The sequence below is a fragment of the Spirosoma fluminis genome, assembly GCF_054778895.1.
On the sequence record NZ_BAAGZD010000011.1, the window covers coordinates 25,270 to 44,107 of the forward strand.

At 52.0% G+C, this 18,838-nt stretch carries 18 protein-coding genes; 13 read left to right on the top strand and 5 right to left on the bottom strand.

The genetic code is table 11. From position 1 onward, the window contains the following. Positions 1-28: 28 nt before the first annotated feature. From ACYVBJ_RS14330 to msrA, 4 genes are all read right to left on the bottom strand, one after another. On the bottom strand, positions 29-1,090 hold the full coding sequence (locus ACYVBJ_RS14330; protein ID WP_460982992.1) for a hypothetical protein: 1,062 nt from the start codon (positions 1,088-1,090) through the stop codon (positions 29-31). Positions 1,091-1,217: 127 nt separating this feature from the next. Further along, positions 1,218-2,246, bottom strand: coding sequence for a hypothetical protein (locus ACYVBJ_RS14335; RefSeq protein ID WP_460982993.1), 1,029 nt, complete (start codon positions 2,244-2,246; stop codon positions 1,218-1,220). A gap of 117 nt (positions 2,247-2,363) precedes the next feature. Continuing rightward, the gene (locus tag ACYVBJ_RS14340) at positions 2,364-3,074 is read right to left on the bottom strand and encodes a hypothetical protein (RefSeq protein WP_460982994.1); all 711 of its coding nucleotides are present in this window, start codon (positions 3,072-3,074) and stop codon (positions 2,364-2,366) included. Between the two features lie 228 nt (positions 3,075-3,302). Then, complete coding sequence (gene msrA, locus ACYVBJ_RS14345) at positions 3,303-3,983, bottom strand: peptide-methionine (S)-S-oxide reductase MsrA (RefSeq protein ID WP_460982995.1); 681 nt, start codon at positions 3,981-3,983, stop codon at positions 3,303-3,305. Between the two features lie 161 nt (positions 3,984-4,144). On the opposite strand from msrA, the gene ACYVBJ_RS14350 reads away from it, so the two are divergent. The 3 genes from ACYVBJ_RS14350 to ACYVBJ_RS14360 all read left to right on the top strand — a co-directional run bounded on the left by ACYVBJ_RS14350 (position 4,145) and on the right by ACYVBJ_RS14360 (position 6,726). Continuing rightward, positions 4,145-4,942, top strand: a complete 798-nt coding sequence (locus tag ACYVBJ_RS14350) for an L-dopachrome tautomerase-related protein (protein WP_460982996.1) — start codon at positions 4,145-4,147, stop codon at positions 4,940-4,942. Then, on the top strand, positions 4,870-5,238 hold the full coding sequence (locus ACYVBJ_RS14355; RefSeq protein ID WP_460982997.1) for an SMP-30/gluconolactonase/LRE family protein: 369 nt from the start codon (positions 4,870-4,872) through the stop codon (positions 5,236-5,238). Before ACYVBJ_RS14350 ends, ACYVBJ_RS14355 begins: the two co-directional genes overlap by 73 nt. Positions 5,239-5,679: 441 nt before the next feature. Then, positions 5,680-6,726: a sensor histidine kinase gene (locus ACYVBJ_RS14360; RefSeq protein ID WP_460982998.1), complete on the top strand. Its 1,047-nt coding sequence runs from the start codon at positions 5,680-5,682 to the stop codon at positions 6,724-6,726. 111 nt (positions 6,727-6,837) lie between these two features. Here ACYVBJ_RS14360 and ACYVBJ_RS14365 read toward each other — a convergent pair whose 3' ends face one another. Continuing rightward, positions 6,838-7,251, bottom strand: coding sequence for a PH domain-containing protein (locus ACYVBJ_RS14365; RefSeq protein WP_460982999.1), 414 nt, complete (start codon positions 7,249-7,251; stop codon positions 6,838-6,840). A gap of 422 nt (positions 7,252-7,673) precedes the next feature. Between ACYVBJ_RS14365 and ACYVBJ_RS14370 the strand changes: the two genes are divergently transcribed. From ACYVBJ_RS14370 to ACYVBJ_RS14415, 10 genes are all read left to right on the top strand, one after another. Next, complete coding sequence (locus tag ACYVBJ_RS14370) at positions 7,674-8,270, top strand: MiaE family protein (RefSeq protein ID WP_460983000.1); 597 nt, start codon at positions 7,674-7,676, stop codon at positions 8,268-8,270. A 99-nt stretch (positions 8,271-8,369) separates the two neighbouring features. Then, entirely contained in the window at positions 8,370-11,408 is a 3,039-nt protein-coding gene (locus ACYVBJ_RS14375; protein WP_460983001.1) for a PD-(D/E)XK nuclease family protein, read from the top strand. Positions 11,409-12,631: 1,223 nt separating this feature from the next. Then, positions 12,632-13,051 (top strand): hypothetical protein, encoded by a 420-nt coding sequence (locus ACYVBJ_RS14380; RefSeq protein WP_460983002.1) that lies wholly within the window; start codon positions 12,632-12,634, stop codon positions 13,049-13,051. Positions 13,052-13,255: 204 nt separating this feature from the next. Continuing rightward, positions 13,256-13,819 (top strand): hypothetical protein, encoded by a 564-nt coding sequence (locus ACYVBJ_RS14385; protein WP_460983003.1) that lies wholly within the window; start codon positions 13,256-13,258, stop codon positions 13,817-13,819. Between the two features lie 17 nt (positions 13,820-13,836). Further along, the gene (locus ACYVBJ_RS14390; RefSeq protein WP_460983004.1) at positions 13,837-14,388 is read left to right on the top strand and encodes a hypothetical protein; all 552 of its coding nucleotides are present in this window, start codon (positions 13,837-13,839) and stop codon (positions 14,386-14,388) included. Then, the gene (locus tag ACYVBJ_RS14395) at positions 14,385-15,317 is read left to right on the top strand and encodes an alpha/beta hydrolase (RefSeq protein WP_460983005.1); all 933 of its coding nucleotides are present in this window, start codon (positions 14,385-14,387) and stop codon (positions 15,315-15,317) included. The genes ACYVBJ_RS14390 and ACYVBJ_RS14395 overlap by 4 nt, the downstream gene beginning before the upstream one ends. A 47-nt stretch (positions 15,318-15,364) precedes the next feature. Further along, on the top strand, positions 15,365-16,024 hold the full coding sequence (locus tag ACYVBJ_RS14400) for a hypothetical protein (protein ID WP_460983006.1): 660 nt from the start codon (positions 15,365-15,367) through the stop codon (positions 16,022-16,024). Positions 16,025-16,369: 345 nt separating this feature from the next. Beyond that, positions 16,370-16,975 (top strand): hypothetical protein, encoded by a 606-nt coding sequence (locus ACYVBJ_RS14405; RefSeq protein WP_460983007.1) that lies wholly within the window; start codon positions 16,370-16,372, stop codon positions 16,973-16,975. A 21-nt stretch (positions 16,976-16,996) separates the two neighbouring features. After that, positions 16,997-17,626, top strand: a complete 630-nt coding sequence (locus ACYVBJ_RS14410) for a hypothetical protein (RefSeq protein ID WP_460983008.1) — start codon at positions 16,997-16,999, stop codon at positions 17,624-17,626. Between the two features lie 213 nt (positions 17,627-17,839). Further along, entirely contained in the window at positions 17,840-18,799 is a 960-nt protein-coding gene (locus ACYVBJ_RS14415) for an alpha/beta fold hydrolase (protein WP_460983009.1), read from the top strand. Positions 18,800-18,838: the final 39 nt, after the last annotated feature.

Sequence of the window (18,838 nt, forward strand, 5' to 3'; positions counted from 1 at the left end):
CTCTTTCACTCTTTTGCTTATTCGCTCTTTACTTTAACGTCAGCAGATAACCGATGGTAAAATTGGCGTCCCAGTCGAAGACGAACTGGTCGCAGCCGGTGGCCCCGGCAATAGCTTTGTAGATTGTCAGTCCTGCTTTCGATTTCGCGTTTTCGAGCTTGTAGGCAGATGGAGCGTTCAGCACGGTATAGCGTTCTTTTCCGTTGCGAACCTCTTTGGCCAGTTCAAAGGGTACGCCACCGATGATGAAACAGGTTTTGCGGTGATTCGACGGCACCTGTTTGGCCTTGGCTGTTACCTCCGAAACAACCGTTTCATCGCTCGTGCCGTTCTGGAAATACTTGGCTCCGTAGGTTTCCAGCGCTTTGGTCGAGCCGCCTTCTTTCCACGAGATCTTTGTATTTCCCGAACCAATATCGACCACAAACGAATTGTCGGCGTAGTCAGCGGGCAGCACCGAACGTAGCGCCAGCGAACCTTCCTGCTCGGCCGTAACGGTATTGACAAAGTAATTCAGCGATTTCAGGGCTTTGATGATCTTCTGGGTGCCTTCGGCTTTTACCGCCCCCGAACTTACTACGAAGTGAATGTCGCGGCCGCTGACCCCGAAATCGAGCATTTTCCCAATGTAGCTCTTCAACCCCGACCGGACGTCTTCGTCGGTGGCCATGTTCTCCAGCACGAGGCTATTGCCAAATTCCGCTTTTTCGAGTTTCCAGTTTTTCTGATCGTCGATCCGGATGATGAACGAGTTAAATCCGCTGGCCCCTAGCTCGACAACTCCTTTCAGCTTGCCGTTCTGCGGAGCGGGGGGCGTGTAGGTAAACGAACGCCGGGCACCCCCGCTGGTTGCTTCGTCAGACGAACCGGATTTGCTGTCGGAAGCTGTCGACTCGTCCACGGCTCCTTCGGCCGTTTCGTCGTCGGCGCGGGGCATCGTTTGCGATTCGCTGTACTCGGTTTCCTTGTCGTTCTTGGGCGCTAGTTTACGGAGCGCGTCGTTGCCGCCGAAATACCGGAATCCGAAAAAAATAGCGGCCAGAATGAGTGCCGTGATGAGCAGCCTGCCGGCTACGGTTAATCGTTGCATGTGATAAAGAGTGAAAGAGTGAAAGAATAAAAGAGTGAATGAGTATTGGCAAAAGATTCGCTCTGCTTTGGCAGTTCGATTTTGCTCTTTCGCCCATTCACTCCGCTTTGGCGGTCCGATTTCGCAATTAATCAAGCAAATTTCTGTATCCCGCGTCTTTAGGTGGATTAATCTGACCGGGAATGGGCGCTGAAATCGGGTTGGCACTGGGTGCGTCGAGCTGTACCATCTTGAACTCGCCTTTGTTATAGGCCTCCAGTAGCGCTTCCCCTTTGTCGGACAGGATACCGTTCTGAATATCGACGCCGTTAATGAAATCCATCGACAGATCCATGGCCCGCTTCATTTCGCCCAGTTTCTGGCTCATGTCGTCCTGAATGTATTCCATCGACTGATCGAAATAGAAGCGCTTGTCGGGATCGCCTTTGAAGATGCTGACGGCTGTTTTTAGCGCGTTTGAGCTTTCTTTGACAATCTTGTATTCGGTTTCTTTCAGCCGAACCTTGATTTCGGTTTCCTTGATGATGTAGTCGGCGCTCTGGTTTACTTTTTCCATGAACGCCAGCACCGTTTTCATGTTCCGCTGCAGGGGAAAGAGCTTTTCGTTCATCTCCTGCAAACCCGCGCCTTCTATCGTTGCCAGCTGGGCCGATTCGCGCATGCCGGGCCGGTCGCTGAGGGAGTTGGCTTTGTTGGCTTCGGCGAACTTCTGCTTGATAAGCTCGTTGTTCTCGCTGATTTTCTTGTTAAGCTTTACCAGTTGCCCCGCCAGCGTGTCAATCTGTCCCTGCATCTTCTGCCGCTTCTCTTTCAAGTCATCAACGTAGATCTTCATGATCGCGATCGGATTCAGCTGGATCACCGTACCCGTAAGGCTGCGCATGAGCGATTTGAACAGGAAGAACACGGCCGTGCGCACGTCGCGGCTGGTGATCAGGAAAATAATAACGCCCAGTACGCCGAGGAGCAGCGCCAGTTCGAGCACGTTGGACGTGGCCCGGATCAGGAATTCAATAATCCGGTTGAAGTACACCAGGCCCAGACCAGCCACACCGGCCAGTACAATCATGCCCAGAATCCCTTCGGGACGGTTCCAGAACGAACGCTTCTCTACGTCAGTCTTACCGCCAAGTTGTGAAAAATCAGGTGTTGCCATTGATAAGAAGTTATCTAGTTTAGGGGGAGCGTTGTAAAGTTAGCTGCACATAGAGTCTGACTGTATTCACCCACAGCGGGCGAACTAGACAACTCTAAAACGCGACAACGTTGTAAATTACTTTAGGTGCTGCGTTAGTTTGGCGATATCGCCTTTGATCTGATCCGTAAAATGCGCAAACGTTACGTCGTAATTCTGCCGGTTTTGCTGGATTTTGGCACTCTGCTCCGTTACCTCGCCCCCAATTGCCGCCAGCCGATCGTTGTTGGCGTCGATCTTCTGCTGAATCTCGACCAACTGCTTGGCTAAGGCCTGATTTTCGGTTTCCAGCCGCTTCTGCTCATTCTGGAGACCGCCAACCCGTTCGGCCAGGGCCGCTTCCACACTCCTGGTAAATCCATCCCGATCTTTGTTCAGAGCCGCAATGTACTGATTCGCCGTGTTGGTCAGTACCGATACGTCGGCCGGTCCACCCAACGCCTTGAAGCTGGCCCAGGCCGCCTGAAACTGTTTGTCTTCCGATAAGCCCAGGCTGCTCAGACTACGTAACGTTTCGCGGAACTCGAAATAATCGGGTCCGGGCGGATTGTTCTGAGCCAGTACGTTCGCGAAATGTTCGGCGAATTTCTGGTCCAGAGCCCCCGATGTCGGTACCGCTGGCGCTGCCGGTCGCGATTCGGCAGGCGCAGGCGGAACAACGGGCGGGCGCGGACCGGTGGGGGCAGGAGCCCCCGCGGGCGGGCTGCCAGCGGCAACCGGTCCGGCTTCCTTATCTTTGATGAAAAAGCCCAGGATTTTACGGCCAATCGATTTGTCAGGTTCGGGCATGTGTGTCAGTCGTTAGTGAAAGACTGAGCAATGTTACAAGGTTCGTCGCAAATGGTCAACAGCCATTTAAGCCGAACGGTTACCGGACTTGACAAATTGCTCTAGAACGGGCCGAATGAATACCCAAACGTGTTCGTAAACGGTCAGTTTACCCGTTCTAAAAGAAACCGAAGCCGGCGATCGATTTATCCAGTCTGGGCTGGATTCGGGTGCAGTGGATTGGAGCTTCTACTCGTTTCCTTCTTTCAGGAAATCGCTCATTCGCTCCTGGAACTTCTCAACTTTAGGCTTCGAGACTATGCGCACGTACAGCTCATTGGGGTGCTGGCGGTAATAGTTCTGGTGATACACTTCGGCCGGATAAAACGCCAGAAAAGGAGCCACCTCAGTTACGATCGGGTCCTGGTGGTGGCCCGATGCGCGCTCGCGTCGAATGGCCGCTTCAATCCGGACTTTTTCCTGAGGGGTGCGGTAAAACGCCATGGATCGGTAGTGTCTGCCCACATCCGGCCCCTGCCGATTCAGCGTGGTGGCATCGTGAGCCGCGAAAAAAGCGTCGAGCAACGTATCAAACGAAATCAGCTTAGGATCGTAATATACCTGTACGGACTCGGCGTGCCCCGTCTGGTCGGTGCCGACCTGCTCATAGGTTGGATTTTCCAGATCGCCACCCGCGTAGCCCGACACCACAATGCGAACGCCTTTCAGCGATTCAAGGGCTTCGTCGAGGCTCCAGAAACAGCCTCCGGCAAACGTAGCGACTGCTTCGCCGGGTTTGGAAAGCGGCAGTTGAGCCGGGCGAATGTCTTGCGGAGCACTCGTTGAGGCAGGCGGAGCCTGATTACAGCTCACGAAGAGGAACGTACCTACCAGCAAGCCGGCAAGCCACAGACAACAGTTCAAACGCATAATAAAGAGAGTTGCTGCCTGATGAACAGATAAACCGGCACTTGAATTCCGCAGTGTCCGCTCAGTCATTTTTCGGCCTATATCAGCCAGCTACAGGCTCTCTTGTAAACAAAATACCTATTAAAGTCTATTATTTTAGTAGACATAAGCGCTCAGCGACGATGAAAACAATATACGGGTCCGGGCTGGCCCTGGTAATGGGGCTATTCAGCCTGACGGGTTGTAAAGAGGATAATGCGGATGTCACGGTTCCAAGCGTTTCGCTTACGCAGGTGGCTACCTCACGGGTGCAGTGGACCGGGGTCGCAGTTGCCAGAGACGGTCGGGTTTTTGCCAACTTCCCGCGCATGGAGACCGACACCATTCCGTATTCGGTGGCCTACGTAACGGGCGATCAGGCGACTCCGTTTCCGAATGCCGACTGGAATACGTGGAACCCGTCGTTATCGCCACAGGATCATTTCATCTGCGTGCAGAGCGTTTACATGGACGATCAAAACAATTTATGGGTACTGGATGCGGCATCACCCCAGATGCGCGGTGTGGTGAAGGGAGGCCCCAAACTCATCAAATTCAATCCGGCAACGGGTCAGCTGATTCAGCGGATTGTGTTCGACAACGAAATGGTGGTTTACCCGGGCAGTTACCTGAATGATGTCCGGATAGATACGCAAAAGAACGTTGCCTACATCACCGACTCTAACCAGGGTGCCCTGATTGTCGTCAATCTGGCAACCGGGAAAGCCCGGCGTGTACTGAGCCAAAGCCCCACCACAAAGTCGGAGGGCGTAGTGATTCAGGCCGAAGGGCGCGTCTGGCGAAATCAGGCGGGTAAAGTGACTTCTGTCGATGCCGATGGCCTTGGCCTAACGCCCAGCGGGATTACGTGTATTTCCACGCGACCACCGGCCGAACGCTGTACCGGATTGCCACAGCCGCCCTTCAGGACGAGAGTTTAACCCCCAGCCAGCTGAATCAGCGCGTCGAAACAGTCAGGGAAACGGACCCTACGGACGGGATGCTGTTCGACCCAAATGGAAATCTATATCTTACCTACATTCAGCAGAATGCCGTTGCGCGACTGACGTCCAGCGGGGAGTTGCAGCGTGTAGTGCAGGACAGCCAGCTAAAATGGCCCGACAGCTACGCTTACGGTCCGGACGGTGCGCTGTACGTAACGACCTCGCAGCTCCATATTCCACGGCTGGAGCGCACCGAACCGTACCGAATTTTCAAATTTACCGTACCGCAGTAAAACCCTGGTTAGTTTGTCGGCAAAGTCTCTGGGGCAATGTAACTGGTTACGTTGCCCCAGAGACTTTGCGTATGGGCCTTACCGTTCCCGAAAGGAAGTGTCAATTCAAGTATCGAAAATGACGGTTCATAGCTGGTTTTTCTCAATTGATACGGGTTAGCCCCTGTCGAACGGGGGCGAGGATGTAGTTTGTGAGGGCAAGGCCCCGCTTGGTCAGTAAACAACAGCTCAACGGAACGTACGGACGGGTACGAACGTCAACCCGTAATCGGTTGACCTGATCGATCCCCCCTGCATGCGTTTACAGGAAACGGCTAATTTCCGTACTTTTACCCTACAGCCGCGGATGCACGACAAGCGAATTGCCTGACGATTTATCCAACGCCCGCCAAAACCCGTTATGTGAATGACGGAGTAAGCCTCGAATGAAACGGTGACAAAATGCAGCGGTTGAACGACAAATGGATGCGCATTGTAGGGGTGCCCGTACTGTCGCTACTGGGTCAGTGGATGATGTATGGCTACACCAACGTACCGTATCCCGACGACTGGCGGATTCCGATTTTCTTCGTGCTGGGTACGGTGGCCGTCTGGGAAACAAACCGTTGGGGAATCCTTTTATCCCGCCGGAAGTACCCCGAACTCGCCCAGACCCGCCCGCGCGTCCTGTTCCAGCTCATCTGGTTTGTGGCCTGTTCCAGCGCTATCCGGATTACTCAGACCTTCGTTTATCATCAGATCGGCCTTTGGCCCTCCGAAGATTACCTCTTGTTCAAGCCTTATTTTTTCAATACGCTCGTGTCGGTAGTGGGCACGGTTCAGATTGCCGCGTATTACGAGGGCGTTTATCTCTACCAGCGCTGGAAGGTTTCGTATACCGAGGCCCAGGATCTGAAAAAAACGAACCTGCAGAGTCAGCTCGAATCCCTGAAAACGCAGATCAATCCGCATTTTCTGTTTAATAATCTCAACTCGCTCTCGTCGCTGATTACCAGTGATGCCGAGCAGGCCGAACGGTTTCTGGATGAACTATCGTCGGTGTACAGGTACCTGCTTCAGCAGAATAACCGCGATCTTTGCCCCCTGACCGACGAATTGAACTTCATTCAGGCGTATTTCCACCTGATCAAGACGCGCTACGGCAGTGGTATCTTCATGGAGACTGATATTGATCCTAAATACATGGCCTACATGATTGCCCCGCTGACGCTCCAGATCCTGTTCGAGAACGCCATTAAGCACAACATTATCTCGGCCAAGCGCCCACTGGTGATTAAGCTGTACACGCGGGAGGGAAATCTGTACGTGGAGAACAATCTTCAGGTAAAGAAACAGTCGGTACCTTCCAATCAGATTGGCTTGCAGAACATCATGATGAAGTACAAGCTGCTCAACCACTCATCTATTGACGTTATCCACGGCGAAGACATGTTTCTGGTACGTATCCCCCTGATTTCGCCTACCGTAGAGGTGCTCTACGTCATCTAGTACCGCATCAGTCCCGCCCCTCAATCGTATTGTTGTTCCGTGAGAATGCGAGTGGGTTCGATAAAATTTAAGGTGCCGGGAGCTGTACTGGAGTAGCTTGTCTAGATTTCGTTACTGATCTTTTAGTTGGACTTCAATATCGGGATTTGCTTTTTTTAACTCATCAATGAATCCGATTTTGTCCTGCGGTGAAAGTAGTACACTGTCAAATCGGTTGTAGATTACTTCGATTCGGTCAAGAGAAAGGGCCGGTGAACTGATCGGGTTACGGGTTTCAATGATTTTTCTGATTGAGGCAATCTCCACGGATTTGTTGAAAAAGAAGCCAGACTTAATGCGTAAGAGGTGGCTATCAATCGTGTAATGGGTCGTTACAAACAGGTGTATTATGAAGAAAGTGATAAACCCAATGATACCTACACCTGGCCAGATTCCTTTATACAGCATAAAGCTTCCTAGCCCGATCAATAAAACAGAAAGCGGGATAGCTAGCTCAAGCCCTATTTTAGATTTATACGATTTCATCTTTAATCCACTACGAATTGATACTTAAGCGTCTGATTAGGGTCCGCGTACGGGTTACAGTTTTTTGAAGAATCTGGCAACTGATAGTAATTTGAAGCCAAGCTTCTCGTACGCGTTACGTGCCGACGCAGGACCGGTTCCCAGGCTCTAAGCGAAAGGTCAACAATTGCGTTTAGGTGGGAAGAGTTATTGGGTTTACTGTACATACTGGCTCTGTTATAAGGGAACAGGGTAGGCTTAAAGATAAAGATAATTGCATAACCCAACGTATTGATGAAAGAACAAGGCAGGTCGTCGATTGCCTGGCTCAGCGAAGTGTCTGAAATGGACAGCCGAACCGCGTAATAATCGCCGTATAGGGGTACGTATCATAGCCGACAAATGGTAAATTTGTTGCTTCGTATGCTTGTAATACCTAGACTATGTCGCTTACCACACTCGGTCTTGAACTACCCACCGACCCCCGCTGGGTCAATATCGCCGAAATGAATATTGGCGATATCTTGATTGATCACGCGTACTGTGAGCAGAAAGCAGCTTCGTCCTGCATCTCGCTGATTGTCAGTTATTCCGATAAAGAAGAACTGGTGGAGGTCCTTACACCCGTTGTTGCCGAGGAATGGGGGCATTTTCAGCGCGTACTGAAAGAACTGCGCAAACGGAACATTCCGCTGGGGCGGCAGCGTAAAGATGAATACGTCAATCAGTTACGGAGCCGGCTACGGCGGTCGATTGGCGATTCGAACGAGCAGCTGATGGATAACCTGCTTATTAATGCCTTGATTGAGGCCCGGAGCTGCGAACGCTTCAAACTGCTCTCGGAGTCGATTGCCGACGAAAGCCTGCGCAGATTTTACCGTGAACTGATGATTTCGGAAGCGGGGCACTACCGCAATTTCATCGAGCTGGCCGAAACGTACCTGCCAGCCGACCGCGTGCGGGAGCGTTGGAAAGAGTTTCTGGCCGTAGAAGCCGATATTATGGAGAATCTGGCCGTTCGTGGTGATCGGATGCACTGAACTAGTTCGCCCGGGAGCCGGTTCAGTGGGTCACAATACGTATCTTTACGGACAGGCGTGTCGCCAACCAGACTAACGCGATTGCTTTCCCCACACTCAATGACTTTTCTTCGGCAAACTGCTCAGCACATATTCGACACCCACGGCCCCAGTCTTCATGATGTGTGGGTGATTCTGCCAACGCGCCGGGCGGTGTCGGTATTTCTCGATGAGCTGGCCGCCCTGTCGGATCGCCCGTTTCTGGCTCCTCACGCGCTGGCCGTCGACGATTTTATCACCCGTGCCGCCGGAGTGCAGCTTATTGACTCGGTCAGTCTGCTCTTTGAACTCTACGATATCTTCAAAGAAATTGATCCGCTCGTCGAATTCGAACAGTTTGTGGGCTGGGCGTCGGTTCTCCTGGCTGACTTCGACCGCATTGATCAATACCTCGTTAATCCGCACGAACTGTTCAGCTACCTGACGGCCGCCAAAGCCCTGGAACGCTGGCAGGTCGATCAGCCAGCTTCGGCTCGCCCGATTGCCGAAACGCCCGGTACGTCCCGGTATTTTAAGCTGTTCGAGAACCTGCATACGGCCTATCATGCGCTGCACCAACGCCTGAACGAACAGGGACTGGCGTACCGGGGCATGGCCTATCGGCTGCTGGCGCAGCAGGTGGAGTCGCTGATTCGCGACAATCTGGCTTACGAGCGGGTTTATTTTGTGGGCTTCAACGCGTTGAGTCGCGCCGAAGAGCAAATTATCCGCGTGTTGGTAGAGGCTCAGAAAGCCGAGTTGATCTGGGATGTCGACCACTACTATTTGAACGATTACCGCCAGGAAGCGGGTGATTTTCTGCGCCGGTACCGCGACAACGGCTGGTTACTCTCGAAACAAAACCGCCAGGACGTAGCCAATAATCTGGTTGGTACCGAAAAATACATTCGCATTGTGGGCGTACCCAACGCCAGTATGCAGGCGAAAGTAGCCGGGAAGATTTATCAGGAGTGGGGGAGTACCCCCCCAGCCCCCCCTACGAGGGGGGGAGTTGGTGACGCAGAGATGGAATCTTCGATGCCTTCCCTTGGTGGGGGGGCTAGAGGGGGTAAAACCGCCATCGTCCTGGCCGACGAAACGCTGCTGGTGCCGGTGCTGTATGCCCTGGATGAGAGCGTAACGAACCTGAACGTTACCATGGGTTTGTCCTTGCGGAGTTCACTGCTGTTTACGCTGGTCGATACGTTGTTTGAGATGCAGCGTACGGTGCATGAGTTTCGTACCAAAGACGGTCGGGATGTGCGAATTCCCAAATTTCACCATCGCCATGTCGTCAAGGTACTTAATCACCCGTTCATTAAGCAGTACGAGCGGATTCGGGAGCTGAAGTGGCCCGGTCAGCAGCTCGATACAGGCGAGATACTACCGCCCGAACCGCTCTTCCAGTGGATTGCGAAAGTGATTGTGAAAGAGCAGCGCGTGTATCTGACCGAATCGGATCTGCGTGAACTGGGCCAGGACGATCCGCTGGTTCGGGTGCTGTTTTCCCGCTGGCCCAACGAAGACCCGATGCGGGCCATCCGGGCCTTTTACGACATGATCGAGCTTCTGCGCGACGTCTATCGAAGCAGTCAGGATGCCATCGAGATCGAATACTTATACCTGTTTTTTACCTTGCTGAAGCAACTCGAATCGACGCTGGAGCGGCAGGCTGCCTCGGTAAACAGTACGCCCGTAACGGTGAAAAGCTTCCGGCAGTTTCTCTACGAACTGATCCGGCAAACGAGTATTCCGTTCACCAGCGAAGGAAAAAGCCAGCTTCAGGTTATGGGGATGCTCGAAACGCGGGCGCTGGATTTTGACCGGGTGATCATTCTGTCGGTAAACGAAGGAATTCTGCCGCAGTCGCGTCGGCTGAACTCGCTGATTCCGTTTGACATCGCCCATGAATTGAACCTGCCGACGTATCGGGAGCAGGAGGCCGTCATGGCGTATCACTTCTACCGGCTGCTCCAGCGCGCCAGCGACATTGTGCTGCTGTATACGACGTCTACCGATGCGTATGGGAACAGCAAAGGCGAACCCAGCCGCTTTATTCGCCAGCTTGAACACGAACTGGCTCCCCACGCGAACGGCTTAATCCGCATCAGTTATCCGACCGTACGCTTTGGTAAATCGGAAACCCAGAAGGTGGCCGACGTAACGGATTTACAGGTGCCCAAAACAGAGACGATTCGAGCTGACCTGGCCCGGATGCTGAGTACAAAAGGCCTGTATCCGTCGTACCTGAATCAGTACGTTAGCTGCTCCATGCGGTTTTACTTCAGCCGGATTGTTAACATCAGCGAGGAGGAAGACATCGAAGAAAAGATGGGCGTGGCCGACTTCGGGAACTGGATGCACAAAGTCCTCGAACGGCTCGACATCGACTACCGGCTACAGGGGCTTCCAGTCGACGAATCCATTATCAAGCAGCTGCTGGAGGAGGAGTTCGCTCTGACCATGAAAGGGCGGGTGATCGAGTCGGGTATGAACCTGCTGCTGTACGAACTGGCCCAGAAGCTGATGCTTGATTTTCAGCGGCAGCAGAGCCAGCTAAACGGCCTCACGGTGATTGGCACCGAACAAACGCTGGAAACGTACCTGACGATTCCGTTTGAGGGGCGAGAGCCATTACGTGTCCGAATAGCCGGAAAAATTGATAGGATTGAACGGTACGGCGATAAAATCCGCATTGTCGATTATAAAACGGGTCGGGTTGATCTGCCCGATAAAACGCCTAAAGACCTGCGCGAAAAGCTGCTGCTGGACGGCAAAGAAGATAAGATGCGGCAGCTCTGGCTGTATCGCTACCTGGCGCTCAAGAACATCAGCGAGCACGGCGGACTGCCCCGCAACAAAGCCAAAACCGACGTTTATCCGGCCGCTGGCTTGCCCGTAGAAGCCGGTTTCTATTCCTTCCGCGATCTAAATGGGGGATTTAAGACAAACCCGGTTTCGTTTGGGGCCGACGACAGCATGACCCAATACATCACCGATTCGGAAGATCTGTTGCGGGAAATCATTCAGAACATGCTGGATATCGAAAAGCCTTTCAAAAAGACCGATCAGCTCGAAACCTGTCAGTACTGCGATTACAAGGGTATTTGCGGGCGATAGCATTACGTCAATAACCCAACTCTCTCGTCCACAAATGTCATTCGTGGTATAGAGATCCGTTATGCGCATTTGCTGGAATCCTTTAGCAGTCAACTTTTTCGCTAGTGGTCAAAGTATTCATTCGAGTGAATAATTTGGCTGCGCTTTATGCGTGCGTTAAACGCCGGTATATGCGTTTTATGTGGCCAGATTCAAGATTATGTGTAATCGGCAGAACCGATATTGTGCCGGTTGAGTCTAATTGTCTTCTGTTTTATCGGTTGTCAAAGCCATTAGTGCGTTAAGTTTTTAGCCTTTTGTCAAGAAGAGCATCATTCCATTCACCAGGATATAAAGCGTGGATAGATATAATAATCGAATCGTGGCCAAAGACGAAGCATACCTACGAGGGCCATCGCGCGAATGCACCCAACAGTTTGTTATAGCTAAACCATTATTATCAATTTGACTATTCTGGTACGCTCTACTTACCGGAAGATTTATGTTTGGAGTCGTCTGAAACGAAGGAAAGCTGATTTTTTGGGTGTCTAGACCAACCAAAAACAGCTTCTCAACAGATCCGAAGATCAGGACAAAGTTAGTTCTTTTCCAGCAAGTATTACTGGCCAGCCACCCTGCCCGCCAGCGCTGTTTCGTGGGAGCCGTCACCGGCCTGATTCAGGCCAAGAATGTTCAACTGCCACAAATAGCCAAACACTTCAATGAACAACGATCGGCGCAGGCCAATGATTCTTCGTCTGGCTGATCGCTCCAGGCCTGGGCGGAGGTGGGTTGCTTAGTCGTTCCGGCAATAGCTTGTCGGCCACTTAACAAAGCCTAGGATCAGTTGGGAAGATGCATTTTTTCTGCCGGAACATTTTCAAAGGCTTTTGCAACATAACCAAATGCCTGCTCGGTATTCAGTGAGTTGTTTTGTCATAGGGTAACGTTTCCCGCGTACTGGCTGCGCACGGCCAAATGACTTACCGGTCTGTTCTGAGGGCAAAAAGTTATTAGGATCGGTACCAAAAGTACTACTGCTAATCGGGCACTCTGCCAAACTTTGTCAAGGATTTAAATGGGTCTGTAAACCAAGCTATCTACCACTTATTCTCTTGCCAAACATGGACACAGGCTAATCTTTACCTCGCTCGTCTCGCCCCGGGAAAACGTTGCCCTGGACTTTAATCAATTATTCGGGAACGGGACACTTTCTACTTCCACATAAACTAGTTACTACGCTCATGAAAAACCTATTCATTGCCTTAGCTTCGCTGGTATGGCCGGTTCTGTGCAGGCGCAGACAACGTTGGCCGCTTCGAACGGCGGTATGGATACGAGTACCTATGCCGTCGACGAAGCCGCCATCCATCCGGAACGTAATTGCCGACGAAAGCGACGCATTTTTTACGGAAAATCGCGAGAAGTGGTTCAGCCATTGGGCACATGAACCCTACGTTAGCTGGACGGCCCAGGGCGGAGCGGCCAGCATCCTGACGCAGGCTGGCTGGGATGCCTACAGCGGTATGTTTGAGGGCTACTTTGACGATCCAACACCGGGCCCGGCCACGACGATCAGGCGAGCAATATGCAGGTTACGATCGTGGACAAAGCCGCAACAGCCACATCCCTGCAAATCCGACAACGTACCAACGGTAACTTAAAAGCCGGGAGGTACGGGTGCTGGAGAAGCACGGTAACGACTGCAAGTTGGTGTCTGTATACAGCCGGAATGTGCAATAGTCATCGCACCCGCTGCTCCCATACTTTCGTAACGCATCGACATACGGCGAATCCCGACCCCATGATCGCCTTATCCGACTTTATCCGAATCAGCTTAAACAACATCCACACAAATCACCTAAGCTATGAAAAATCTTCCCGTTCTGGTTCTCCTGCTTGTAGGGTTAGCCTTCGGCTGTAAAAAGGACAACAATAGTCCCGCCCCCGCTACCAACAATGTCGTTACGTTCAGCGAAGTAGACTGGTTGTTTTATCCTAGTAACTTTTCGCAGGATAATCCCAACAATTATGTTAACACCCACCAGTCGAGCGGTAATTCCTACTCACTGAGTCTGTCGGCCACGGAGATTAAAGACACCAGTACGTTTAGTTATTGGGTAGCTGGTTATCAACCTGGCAACGAGTTGACGATAGGTAAAACCCTGACCCTACGGGCGAAAGTGCGTTTGGACAACGTGCAGGGGGAGGGAATTTCGCTGGCTCTTCGGGGCGACACGCGCGTACAGACAGCGGCTTTGTTCACCAGTACACAAACGCAAAAAGTGATCCGGGGAGCGGCCGATTTTACAGAATACGCACTCAGATTACCCTACACCAAATCGGTTGATCTGTTGAGCGTGTACCTGTTGCTCTTGCCTAAAACAACAGGTACAGTCACCTTCAGCGACGTATCGGTGGAAGTCAACTAACCCGCCCCTTTAATCCCATGAGAACAACCTTCCTCTTTGTTTACGTACTCGCCCTGCTGATACCCAAAACTTTGTTTGGCCAGCGGCAATTGGACGTGGGTATTCGACTGCAAAAGTCGATTGGCTTTTACACAGAAAACGGCCTGACGGCTCAGTTCACCAGCCCAAAGCTGGTTCATCAGCGGCTTTATGCTGGTGCCAGCTACGTAACATCGCGTTTGGGGACGGCGCTCGCTTCGAACGCCATCAAACAGGATAATATTACGCTCTTTGCTGCCTATTACTTCCGCCCCCAGTGGCTTATTCAGCCATTGGTTAAAGCGAACATAGGTTATTTCAGAGCGGATTATGACCTCCCTTTGTTCGACGACCTGCCGAGTAGTTCACCGCTGGCATCTCCAGAAATAGGCTTTTGTTTCTGTCCCAGAATCCCCTTAAAAGTTAGCGGCTCAATCGGCTATAATTTACTGACGGGCAATGGCGTATCGGGGCCCGGAACGCTTTACCCAGTTTTTGTGCAGACGAGCATTACCTGGGACATTCTAAAAGCCGCCACTAACCACCCATGAAAACCTTACTAAGTTTATGGCTGCTGGCCCTGTTTGGGTTAGCCTGCTCTAGGGAGCCAGCCATTGCCCCGGTTATGTTGGACAGCGGTACTCTGTTCGATCCATCCCTGTACAAACCGGAGAACTACCTTGTTTCGAAAGCGATTCCACAGCCTACGCCCGAGCAGGCCCGAAGGCCGGTGTTGATTGTCTGCCACGGCTATTCGGCTACTACGTTTGAATGGGACGAACTGCGTGCGTTTCTGGGCAGCCGCACCGACGTTTATTTGTCGCAGGTATTGCTGGGCGGCCATGGTCGTAGCTACGATGACTTCAAAAAGTCGTCCTGGCGGGATTGGCAGGTCGCTATTACCGCCGAGTACGATGCCCTGCTTAAAGCCGGTTATCAAAATATTAGTCTGGTCGGGTCTTCAACGAGCGGAGCACTACTGCTGGAACTAGTTGCTTCGGGCTATTTTGTCAATCGCCCGGCTCCGCGTAACCTGTTACTGGTGGACCCCATTGTGATTCCTTCCGACAAGTCGCTCTCGCTCATTGGCGTAGTGGGTCCCATGTTGGGGTATATCGAAGCTGACCAGCCCCCGACGGAAGACAAGGTATACTATCATTTCCGGCCACAGGAGACTCTGCAACAACTGCAATCGCTGCTGACCGCGGTTCGCAAAGAGCTGGAACTGGGCATTACGTTACCGATGAATTGCCAACTGAAGGTCTACAAGTCAAAAAAAGACCCAACCGCCGATCCCGTTAGTGCTGTCCTGATTTACAAGGGTGTCAGACTGGTTGATAACAAGCCTGTTCGCGTCGAACTGATTGATTCCGACTTACATGTATACACTCGGCTCGCGCTACGAGAAGGCGTTACGGCGAAAGACCAGGCTAATCAAACCGCTACGTTTACCGACATCGTTACCCAGGCCCTACGATAAACAAGCAAACTGTACGACTTACTCTTGTCCATACCATCCAAAAGACCATGCAAACATATCTGTTTTTGTTTCTATTTCTGGCTTCGTTCCTGTTGAGCTGCGAACGGGATGATAACTTCCCCAAGGCTACTTCGACGGCTTCCAGTGGAAACTCCAGCCTTCCATCGGCTGGCAACACGGTTATGGTAACGGCTACCGACTGGCGTTTCTCTGTAGAGAAGGGAGGCAACCGGAGCAATGCCAACAATTACCAGCAAACCTTTCGTGACAGTAGTCCTGAGGTGACCTCGCCCATTGGAAATACGGGACTGGTGGGAGTGAGCGCAAAAGCGGCTTCGTTTACGCTAGGTATGAGCACATTGGCGCTTACCGATACGGCCGCTTACTGCTACTGGGCCTATAGTTTTTCACCGCCCACGAGTCTGCGAGTAGGCCGCTCTCTAACGCTGAAAGCGAGAGTACGACTCGACCAGGTACAGGGCAATGGCGTATCGCTGGTGTTGCGGGGCGATCGCAAAGGGCAAACCGCCGTGCTAATCGCATCGACCGAAGGGCAGATCCCGATGAAAGGCACTGCCGATTTTGCCGAATACTCCGTTACGCTGCCGTATACGATAGGCGTTGAGTCACTAATTATCTATTTGTTGATGATGCCTAATACCACCGGTGCGGCCACGTTTACCAATATATCTCTATCGGTTCAGTAACAGCTTATGAACGCCATTGCACAACTCTTATCCATCACCTTAATCGAGATTACTGAATCGGGCAAACTTGTGTATCGGTTCGAGGTGCTACCAACGGCAGTAAACAGATCATCTCTATAAAGGAAGTCTGTTTTAATAAAGCAAACTAGCCCGATCCTCAAAAGCAACGGCTACATTTCCGAATCAACGGCAAGCAATACGTCTGTCAGCCCCGCCGAAGTGATCGCAACCACCACGCCTAGGTCAACTGTCGGTAGTTTGATAAAGCTATCCATAAAACCGTACTGCTATCCCCAGCCTATATCTGCTCAGGCTGGGGGTGGGCGTAAAAACAAGCTGCTTCTGATGCAACACCGAACAATCAATCGGTTACTGCCAACCGTTATCGCTGTAGGCATCCTTATAGCCACGGCTGCCGTAGCCCAGGACTCAACGCAGCGGTACCTACGTCCAGCTTTGGTCAAGACCAATCTAACCGGGCCGTTTTCGCTGTTGGTAGAGGTGCCTACTGTCCACCAGCAGAGCCTGCAACTTGGTGCCAAGTCTCTAACCTGGGGTCTCTTTGGCAAATCCACGTTTTTTAACATTACACCGGAGTACCGATTTTACTTATCGAAACAACCCCCTTCGGCGCATCGCCCGGCTCCTAAAGGGTTTTACGTAAGTCCTTACCTCAGATACCAATCCGTAGTCGAAGAACACATTGGGATATTGGGAAGTCAGAAATACGGCACCGTGTTCTACTCCATGTTCGGCGGGGGAGCGGTAATCGGTACGCAGTTCATCAGCCGGGGCGGATTTGTGCTGGATGCCTTTCTGGGAGCGGGCTATTTTCCGTTGATGCAATACCGGATAACCACCGAGCGCACTACCTACTACCCGCTCGACGCAAAACCCGAGGATTACCGTTTCGATCTCCGCCTGGGTTTGTGCATAGGGCTGGCTTTCTAGCAGATTAATTGCCGCTACATTGTGAAAAAATACTTATTTGTCGTCCTGATTCTATTCGCGTCGAATACGCTCTCTGCCCAATCGGTATTGGATTCGGTAGGCCTCCGAAAAAATGTGCTGAAAATCAGCCCGCTGAGTTTGCTTGTCGGCGACGTGTCTGTCTTTTACGAACGGGTCTTAACCAAACGTGCATCGGTGGTTGGAGGGTTTGGATTTGGTTCCGAACGGTTTGATTACCAAAACAACAAAGCCAATGTGCCTTCACCGGGTAGGTTTCATTATGAGCGGGTAACGCTGGAATATCGGAATTACTTTAGTCGACGCCATGCCGCTCCGGTTGGTTTCTACGCAGGCGTGTACGGGCGATTTGCCCGGCTTACTCTCGACGATTATCAGTTCGACAACCAGGGCGAATTTATTCGGGATCAGAACGGATCGTTAGTGAAAGCCGTCCGACAGCTATACGTTTGGATACCCGGCGGTATGGTTGGCTGGCAGGCGACGCCGAAGCGGATGGTCATTGATTTGTTTTTCGGGCTTCAATATCAACTGCCAACCAGCCGGACACCACTCCGGTCAATCACGCCGGAGCTGATGAGTAGAGAAGCCCTTGGTCCCCGCTATGGATTTACGGTCGGTTATCGATTCTGATGCCGCTCGAGTAGAACTGGCTACCCACTCAGCGAAGTGTGCATAAATCAGGCATGTACGAAGGTGGGTGAACATTTTCAAATGCTTTTGGGAAATAGACAAACGTGACTGTCAGGCTTGTTTACTTGTTTTGCCCAACGCTGCCAGACCTCCGTATGAGTAGCAGATGCAGCGTGGACATATCAATCAATAAACCGTTAAAACCACTGACTCATGCGCCAGTGCCCACACCATCTCGCTGTATTTTTTGGGCTGACTCTGTTTCTTCCAGTAGTCGCCACCGCCCAGTCGGACCGCCAAGCCGCCCTCGCCGTGATTACGGATTCAATCGTCCTTGATAATGCCGTTCTGTATTACCACACGTATGGCTCGGGTACACCCATCGTGATTCTGAGTGGCGGACCAGGTATCGGCGCTTTTCAGGAGTCCGACGTGGCCGAAAACCTAAGCAAAACCTACCGGACTGTGCTCTTCGAACAGCGAGGTACGGGCCGCTCCTGGACGAAACCGTTAGACAAAACAACTATTAACCTCACTACGGCGATTGACGACCTCGATCGACTGCGCGCCCGCTTAGGTGTCGACAAGCTGAGTCTGTACGGCCACTCGTGGGGCAGTATGCTGGCATCGGCTTACACGGCTCAGTACCCTCAACGAGTAAGTGCGCTGATTTTGAGCGGTCCCGGCGAAATCAATGTGCAGCGTTGGTTCATTTCCGATGCCAATATGCGGATTCGACGGGCGCCCTACGCCGACAGCTTAAAATACTGGTCTGATTCGGTCAACGTCCGGCGCGACCCGGAGCGGGCGGCCCAGGAACGCCGTCGGCTATCACGTGCGCCTTACGTGTATGATACCAAGAAGCTGGATCAATACGGGGTACAGATTAGCAAAGGGAAAGTTAATGACAAGGTATTAAACCTGATGTGGACCGATCTGTTCCAAAAACGCTTCAACCTCGACAGCACCCTTCCAGCCTACAAAGGACCTGCGCTCATTGTCTTTGGTTGGCAGGACGCCCTTAGCATAACTACCTTCTATTCAATCAAACAAGTCCTGCCGCAGGCCGAGGTACAAGGTATTAACTTTTGTGGACATATGGCCAGCATTGAGCAACCCGACCAGTTTTTCGGCATTGTCAATCGGTTCCTGCGTCAATATCTACCCCAATAAACGTTTTCAAACTTACCTGTCCGGCCATGTAATCTCATG

What these genes read in the sequence shown, in the direction of transcription:
- ACYVBJ_RS14330 (WP_460982992.1), bottom strand. Translation starts at nt 1,090, where the DNA reads ATGCAACGATTAACCGTAGCCGGCAGGCTGCTCATCACGGCACTCATT.
- ACYVBJ_RS14335 (WP_460982993.1), bottom strand. Translation starts at nt 2,246, where the DNA reads ATGGCAACACCTGATTTTTCACAACTTGGCGGTAAGACTGACGTAGAG.
- ACYVBJ_RS14340 (WP_460982994.1), bottom strand. Translation starts at nt 3,074, where the DNA reads ATGCCCGAACCTGACAAATCGATTGGCCGTAAAATCCTGGGCTTTTTC.
- msrA (WP_460982995.1), bottom strand. Translation starts at nt 3,983, where the DNA reads ATGCGTTTGAACTGTTGTCTGTGGCTTGCCGGCTTGCTGGTAGGTACG.
- ACYVBJ_RS14350 (WP_460982996.1), top strand. Translation starts at nt 4,145, where the DNA reads ATGAAAACAATATACGGGTCCGGGCTGGCCCTGGTAATGGGGCTATTC.
- ACYVBJ_RS14360 (WP_460982998.1), top strand. Translation starts at nt 5,680, where the DNA reads ATGCAGCGGTTGAACGACAAATGGATGCGCATTGTAGGGGTGCCCGTA.
- ACYVBJ_RS14365 (WP_460982999.1), bottom strand. Translation starts at nt 7,251, where the DNA reads ATGAAATCGTATAAATCTAAAATAGGGCTTGAGCTAGCTATCCCGCTT.
- ACYVBJ_RS14370 (WP_460983000.1), top strand. Translation starts at nt 7,674, where the DNA reads ATGTCGCTTACCACACTCGGTCTTGAACTACCCACCGACCCCCGCTGG.
- ACYVBJ_RS14375 (WP_460983001.1), top strand. Translation starts at nt 8,370, where the DNA reads ATGACTTTTCTTCGGCAAACTGCTCAGCACATATTCGACACCCACGGC.
- ACYVBJ_RS14380 (WP_460983002.1), top strand. Translation starts at nt 12,632, where the DNA reads ATGAAAAACCTATTCATTGCCTTAGCTTCGCTGGTATGGCCGGTTCTG.
- ACYVBJ_RS14385 (WP_460983003.1), top strand. Translation starts at nt 13,256, where the DNA reads ATGAAAAATCTTCCCGTTCTGGTTCTCCTGCTTGTAGGGTTAGCCTTC.
- ACYVBJ_RS14390 (WP_460983004.1), top strand. Translation starts at nt 13,837, where the DNA reads ATGAGAACAACCTTCCTCTTTGTTTACGTACTCGCCCTGCTGATACCC.
- ACYVBJ_RS14395 (WP_460983005.1), top strand. Translation starts at nt 14,385, where the DNA reads ATGAAAACCTTACTAAGTTTATGGCTGCTGGCCCTGTTTGGGTTAGCC.
- ACYVBJ_RS14400 (WP_460983006.1), top strand. Translation starts at nt 15,365, where the DNA reads ATGCAAACATATCTGTTTTTGTTTCTATTTCTGGCTTCGTTCCTGTTG.
- ACYVBJ_RS14405 (WP_460983007.1), top strand. Translation starts at nt 16,370, where the DNA reads ATGCAACACCGAACAATCAATCGGTTACTGCCAACCGTTATCGCTGTA.
- ACYVBJ_RS14415 (WP_460983009.1), top strand. Translation starts at nt 17,840, where the DNA reads ATGCGCCAGTGCCCACACCATCTCGCTGTATTTTTTGGGCTGACTCTG.